This is a genomic window from Aneurinibacillus sp. UBA3580 (assembly GCF_002375825.1).
Lineage (GTDB): Bacteria > Bacillota > Bacilli > Aneurinibacillales > Aneurinibacillaceae > Aneurinibacillus > Aneurinibacillus danicus.
On record NZ_DFMZ01000094.1, the window covers coordinates 1 to 6,250 of the forward strand.

Consider the following 6,250-nt stretch of genomic DNA (forward strand, 5'->3'; position numbering starts at 1 on the left):
GCGAAGGCCTTTTTCTTCCTTAGATCTTTTTTCCTCCCTCTTCTCCCTCTTTCTTCATGATTTTCACAGAAAAAGGATGGATTCGATGACTGCATTACCTGAACGCTTTGTTGAGCGCATGAAGCGGACGATGGAGGAAGAAGAAGCTGCGTCTTTTTTTGCAAGCTATGATGAAAACGCGGCACACGGCCTCCGTCTGAATCCGGGAAAAATCTCACGGGACGGGTTCACGGATCGTATGCCGTTTTCTCTGACACCCGTACCATGGTGTCCGCCGGGATTCTACTATAATGAGGAAGACAGACCTGGCAAGCATCCGTATCATGCAGCCGGCGTGTATTACATCCAAGAACCGAGCGCGATGGCGGTAATCGAAGGGCTTAAGCCCGTGCCGGGCGATCGGGTGCTGGATTTGTGCGCGGCGCCGGGAGGTAAATCTACTCACATCGCCGGATATCTGGGAGATAGGGGACTTCTCGTAGCGAACGAAATTCATCCGACCCGTGTCAAAGCATTATCTGAAAACCTGGAGCGCTGGGGAGCACGCAACATTCTGGTGACCAACGAAACGCCGGACCGTATGGCTGAACGTTTTCCTGCTTTTTTCGATAAAATCGTGGTAGATGCACCGTGCTCAGGAGAAGGGATGTTCCGGAAACTGCCGGAAGCGTGTGAGGATTGGTCGGAAGAGAAGGTTGCCCACTGCGCATCGATGCAGACCGATATTCTCGCGGACGCAGCGAAGATGCTAAAGCCGGGCGGCGTAATGGTGTATTCCACCTGTACGTTTGCAGAAGACGAGAACGAGCGGCAGATCGAGCGCTTTCTTGCTGCGCATCCGGAATTCTCACTGGAGCCGGTGGCGCAGCAAGAGTATTTCACACCGGGGAAGCTGGAACATACCGTTCGTCTTTGGCCGCACAAGCTGCGCGGCGAGGGGCATTTTCTGGCGCGTCTACGCAAAAGCGGGGATACGGAAGCTTTGGAAACGGTGCAGGAAGAGAAAGTAAAACCGTTGTCTGCGGATGTGCGCAGGGTATTTGAAGCGTTTTGCAGAGAAGCGCTCACATTTACGCCGGAAGGAAGGTACGCTCTGTTTGGTGACCAGCTTTATCTGCTTGCGGATGGGTTGCCGCGTTTGAACCGCCTGAAGATTTCGCGTGCCGGATGGCATCTGGGTACGGTGAAAAAAGGCAGGTTCGAGCCGTCCCACGCTATGGCGCTGGCCTTGAAGCCGGGAGAGTGGAAAAGTGGCGTAGATTTTTCTGCGGACAGCGAGGAGGTGCTGCGCTACCTGCGGGGCGAGACCTTGTTTTGGGATGCTGCGGGTAAAGGCTGGACCATCGTCACCGTGGACGGTTTCCCGCTCGGCTGGGGCAAGCTGGTACAGGGACAATTAAAGAACCATTATCCCAAAGGATTGCGCTGGGTGTAGTGTGTTGAAACATGCAGGTAAACCCCTTGATGTATAAGGGGTTTTTTGTGTTACAGATGTTCGTTTAGGTATATAACAAGCTTATTGGGGACAATCTGGCGACAAACGTAGCGTTATATGATGTCATGAAACAAGATTCTACGAGTTATTGACCGGATGATTGCTAACTACCGTTTTTGTTATCCAGCATCCCATTCCAGGCCGTGCAGCTCCCCGAGTCGCAGCCCGGTCATAACCGCAAGAGATAATCGTTTCCCTATGAATCCCTTCCTCCCGTGCTGCTTGTAGCAGAGCCGCTACCTGTTCTTTGGTGTATACGTTCCTTGCTTCTGTTTTTGTCTTCAGTGGCTTAATATGGCTGGCAGGATTGCTGGCAAGCATGCCCCCCATTCCACCGCCTTTTTAAAGAGAGAGCGGAGCAGGGTATAGTGGATGTTTATCGTGGCGGGAGAGAGTTTGCCACCGCCTTTCCTGATCCCTTCTTCTTGAATGTTGTCGATGAAGGATAGAAGGTGCATTGGCTTAATCACGTCCAATCTTAAATGGCCTAGAGCGGGGAGGATTCGCAGCTTAAGTGCTTCTTTGTAGTTGGTCAGTGTTCTTGGGTGCCAGCTGCTTCCCGTCTGCTGGATGCCTTAATCGACTTTGTGTATCGAATGCGTTTTCCATTTGCGTCGAATCCACCGCTTACCGTTAATCGCCAGGATTCTTTTCCTCGCTTTTCCAAACTTCCTGCCATGTATTTTTCCTCCTTCCGTGTGTGTACAATGTATAGCCTATCTCCCTCAAAATTATGTGGGTTTGTGGTACCAAACGGCTTGAGCCTTAGAGCCACAAGGGTTTGAGCGGTCCCACACATGAAGAAAATACGTGGGAAGTACCACGTTTTTGTGGTCCAGAAGCAAAATTTTTGTGATTCTTAGCATAAGGAAAGTACCACTATAAGGAAATGATACAACAAAAATAACAAAAAAAAAAGAACGAATGTGCGTAAAGTAGAGAGTGGACGATAAAAAAGAGACGGATACAAAATGTACCGCCTCCTACATTTATCACTTTTCGCTTTCATACGGATAAAACTCGTTTACCTGCTCTTTCATATTATCCAATCTAACCTGCTGCGATACTGGATAACCCCATACATTCCTTTTTGGCGAGCAATCTTATATTTTCGCTGCATAGCACGTTTGCGGTGGTGCCGGTAATAAGCACGGCTCCGATTGGTACGATACGGTTTCAATGACATCACGCTCCCAAGAGTTTGGCCCGGCCTGCAAGAACCTTCAAGGGAGTCTGTAGCAACTCTTACAGGCAGAGCGTGAAGTCAGTAACCTGAAACACAAAATTCATAATAGCAATCGCTCCTTTTGTAATTTGTTGTATGATTATTGTAAATTTTTTTTCTTGATTTTCACAGATGAATATAAGGAGAGGAAATGTATGCCGTACATAAATGTCAAATTGGCTAAAGGTCGGACAGTAGAACAAAAACAGGCGTTTGCAGAAGTGGTAACGAAGGAAGCAGCTCGCCTGCTTAATGTCGAACCGGAGTGGGTGACAGTAGTATTTGATGAGTATGACCGGGAGAACTGGGCAACCGGTGGGAAACTGCATTCCGTTAAGTTTGGCGAGGGGTGCGGCAAGCAGGGGACAGAGGAGGAATAAGGCACGTATACCCAGCTCTAACTTTAAATGATACTAAATTACCTGCTTTGACTATTGCTTTGCTTCAATGCATCCCCTACAATCAGAGATATCCAAATTTTAGTTAAGGATAGCTGAGAAGAGATTAGTAGAGGTGAGAAAACATGAAAAAAAGTTATGAGCAACAAGGTGTAGCGATGACATGCCGTTCTTTTATGGAATATGAGCGGATGTTTATGCTAGAGCCGCAGGTATTACGAAAAGGGCCGATTCTCGATGTGGCCGCTGGTGCATCCGGTTTTACGGCAGAAGCAAACGCACGAGGCTACCAGGCCAGAGCCGTTGATCCGCTGTATAGTTTATCTGCTTCGGATATTGCGGAGCGGGGGAAGCGAGAAATAGAGGAAGCAGCCAGGAAACTGGCGGATGTTCCTCATTTGTACGTATCGGATTTCTATGGCTCTATGGACAATCATCGGGCTATACGGGAAATCTCACTAGCGTGTTTTGTGAAGGACTACCAAAGCTTTAACGATGAGGGGCGGTATGTAGAGGCTTTATTGCCGGATTTACCGTTTCCGGATAATTCGTTCTCCCTCATTTTATGTAGCCATTTTTTATTCTTATATGAGGATCAGTTTGATTTTGATTTTCACTACTGCGCATTGAAGGAGCTAATCCGGATATGTGATAAGGATGGAGAAGTGCGAGTATATCCTTTGGTTGGATTTGACGGGGAGCCGTACCGGGAGATGGATCGGCTTGTTCGTGAATTAGAGCAAGACGGGATTCGGGCAGACTTTTTAGATACGGATTTTCGATTTCTATCCCAGGCAACCAAGGTATTACGATTACAAAAGTAAAGATAAAAAAGGATCTGCGTTTGCAGGTCCTTTTTCAATTAATAAAGAGTTAGTATGGTTATGATCCATTAATATTTTTAGGCATCTGCTGTGGCTTCTTCAGTACTTTTTTCAGGTAGCTCCTCAGAGGTTGTCTTTTTCTTTCCTATTCTTTCTTGAACCACAGATAGCTTTTCTGGGAGATTGTAAACATAGTCTAAAATAATTTGAGTGAAATCAATCATCGATGAAACTATATCTTCTGGGAAATTCGTGTCATCTGCATGGGCCGCTGCATTCCCTAAATCTCTTAATATATCCGCCATATCATCTAAGATGGGAGGAAGAATTCTTTTTTCAGATAAGTTTTTAAGTTTATTATAGAGGGTTTATGGTGGCCCCCATCGTCAAGACACGGATTTTAATAAATTAAGGTAGTATATATATTTTAGTAGTGATGGAGGGGGGACGTAGCCCCATAGAGAGCCTGACCAAAGGGAAGGCGAACTAGGGGAAGCCGTAGGCGGCCAAGCTTCTCAAAAAACATCCATCTATCCACTATGTTTCTCCGAAGAATACGGTGACAGGAGTCTGGTAATCTAACGATTGGTGGACTCTTTTAATAGTTGTAGAAATTCAGATATTCGTTCATTCCTTTTCTTGCTTTCCTTGGACTTGAATAATCTTTAATGTATACTTTCTCATATTTGAGCGATCTCCATAGGCGTTCGGTAAAAATATTATCTAAGGCTCGACCTTTGCCATCCATACTAATCCGAACCTCTGCATCTTTCAAGAGATTGATATACTGAGGACTTGTAAAATGGCTTCCCTGATCACTGTTTACGATGGCTGGCTTATGTTCAGATAGGGCTCGTTTTACCGCCTGTAAGATAAAATCAATTTCAAGACTCTGATCGATTTCCCAACTCACAACGAAGCGTGAATACCAGTCCAGAATCGCAACGAGATACATCCAGCCTCGCTGAAGGCGAATATACGTGATATCAATGCCCCATACGTGATTAGGATGGAGGATCGGAAGCCCTCTAAGCAAATAAGGATACACCCGGTGCTGCTGATCACGTTTACTCAGATTAGGTCCAGGACAAACACCGGAAATTCCCACTTCTCTCATATGCCTTTGAACGGCTTTCCGATTTACCACGATTCCTTCCTGGTTTAGAACAGCCGTAATTCGGCGTGACCCATAGAAAGGACATTGCGTGTAGATTTGATCAATCCAGTGTTTCAAAGCGATTTCCGCCGGAGAAGGTCCCTTAGGCTTGTAGTATAAGCTAGAACGGTTTAAATGAAGGAGTTCAGCTTGGGTCTTAATTGGCAATTCCGGGTTCTCCCAATCGAGTAAAGCGATCCGTTCTTCTCTACTCCGAGAGGCCAGATTTTTTTTGAGCCACGACAATTGGGTAGTGAGACGGCCAATTTCGGCATACAAATCCTCCAACTGTTTCTCATAACCAGATTTGATTTTATCTAGTTCTTTGCCTTCCCTGGCAAACAAGTTGGGGAGCTGCTCTAAAACCGTCTTTCTCCACTGTCGTAGCTGATTTACATGGATCCCGTGTTCCGAAGAGAGTTCGTTTAAGGTCTTTTCTTCTTTCAAAATTTCGAGTACGATTCGTGATTTCATCTCAGCTGTATATCGTTTTCGCAACCTTACAATCTCCTTTCTTCGTGTCTAAATTCTTGGGTCCATTATAGGTTGTGTGCCATTATGGCAGAATTAAGTGGGGAGGAATGAAGATGAGTGGAACAGGGGCAGTAAAAGCGATGCAGGAGCATATGAAGCGGTACCGGTTATACCAGCAAAAGGTACGAGAATACGAACGGCTGCAGAAGCTGATAGAAGAAGAGACAGGGAAAAGTTGGAGAGAGATTGGTGGACTTACGGATCTGGAAGAGGTATACGGTCCGATTGTGGCGATGATGACATCGCGTTTAAAGAAGCTCGAGTATCCTGCCCAAGAAGAGAAGCAGCGTATTAGCTACCAATTATGGATTCCGCAAAAAGTTGTTTGCCGGATAAGTACGCGGAAGTTATCGAATTTTTGATCGAGGGGAAAACAGGATCAATGATTCAAACAGAATTATTTGTTTCTGAGCGTACTATGACTCGAGTGCGGAAAGAATTTTTTACCGCAATAATGGCAGAGCTTAGTGGATATGAGGAAGCGGCACCCCTTTTTTGTAGGTGAGCCGCTATTTCTTTTGACAATGATTTTTCTATCTTAACTTTTTAACGGGCATACGTAGTATGTAGTTGTTGTATCCATGCTTCGAAACGTTTTTCTATTTCATCCCAACTTGC

8 protein-coding genes and 1 pseudogene are annotated in these 6,250 nt (G+C 45.9%); 4 read left to right on the plus strand and 5 right to left on the minus strand.

Features of this window, described 5'->3' with window-relative positions; all coding sequences use genetic code 11:
• Positions 1–85 precede the first annotated feature (85 nt).
• Positions 86–1,435, plus strand: coding sequence for an RsmF rRNA methyltransferase first C-terminal domain-containing protein (locus tag B2899_RS13685; RefSeq protein ID WP_286886558.1), 1,350 nt, complete (start codon positions 86–88; stop codon positions 1,433–1,435).
• Between the two features lie 138 nt (positions 1,436–1,573).
• Here B2899_RS13685 and B2899_RS13690 read toward each other — a convergent pair whose 3' ends face one another.
• From B2899_RS13690 to B2899_RS13695, 3 genes are read right to left on the minus strand one after another with little or no spacing between them, the layout of a single operon-like run.
• Positions 1,574–1,825, minus strand: a complete 252-nt coding sequence (locus tag B2899_RS13690; protein ID WP_286886560.1) for a hypothetical protein — start codon at positions 1,823–1,825, stop codon at positions 1,574–1,576.
• Positions 1,777–2,067 carry a hypothetical protein gene (locus B2899_RS18495; RefSeq protein WP_414631781.1) on the minus strand — a complete coding sequence of 97 codons (291 nt, stop codon included), beginning with the start codon at positions 2,065–2,067 and terminating at the stop codon, positions 1,777–1,779. Before B2899_RS18495 ends, B2899_RS13690 begins: the two co-directional genes overlap by 49 nt.
• Positions 2,028–2,174: a hypothetical protein gene (locus B2899_RS13695; RefSeq protein WP_286886562.1), complete on the minus strand. Its 147-nt coding sequence runs from the start codon at positions 2,172–2,174 to the stop codon at positions 2,028–2,030. Before B2899_RS13695 ends, B2899_RS18495 begins: the two co-directional genes overlap by 40 nt.
• Positions 2,175–2,839: 665 nt before the next feature.
• Here B2899_RS13695 and B2899_RS13700 point away from each other — a divergent pair.
• Together B2899_RS13700 and B2899_RS13705 are read left to right on the plus strand one after the other, a co-directional pair.
• Positions 2,840–3,100, plus strand: a complete 261-nt coding sequence (locus B2899_RS13700) for a tautomerase family protein (RefSeq protein WP_286886564.1) — start codon at positions 2,840–2,842, stop codon at positions 3,098–3,100.
• Positions 3,101–3,243: 143 nt separating this feature from the next.
• Positions 3,244–3,942, plus strand: a complete 699-nt coding sequence (locus B2899_RS13705) for a methyltransferase domain-containing protein (protein ID WP_286886567.1) — start codon at positions 3,244–3,246, stop codon at positions 3,940–3,942.
• 77 nt (positions 3,943–4,019) lie between these two features.
• Here the strand turns inward: B2899_RS13705 and B2899_RS13710 are convergent.
• Both B2899_RS13710 and B2899_RS13715 read right to left on the minus strand, forming a co-directional pair.
• Positions 4,020–4,298 (minus strand): annotated as a pseudogene (locus B2899_RS13710) (DUF4145 domain-containing protein); the annotation flags it as partial.
• A 181-nt stretch (positions 4,299–4,479) separates the two neighbouring features.
• Positions 4,480–5,572 (minus strand): IS3 family transposase gene (locus tag B2899_RS13715; protein WP_286886570.1). Its coding sequence is split into 2 segments (ribosomal slippage): positions 4,480–4,542 and positions 4,544–5,572, totalling 1,092 coding nucleotides; the frame shifts between segments, so codons are not numbered across the junction.
• A 113-nt stretch (positions 5,573–5,685) separates the two neighbouring features.
• On the opposite strand from B2899_RS13715, the gene B2899_RS13720 reads away from it, so the two are divergent.
• Positions 5,686–5,994 (plus strand): hypothetical protein, encoded by a 309-nt coding sequence (locus B2899_RS13720; RefSeq protein ID WP_286886568.1) that lies wholly within the window; start codon positions 5,686–5,688, stop codon positions 5,992–5,994.
• Positions 5,995–6,250 lie beyond the last annotated feature (256 nt).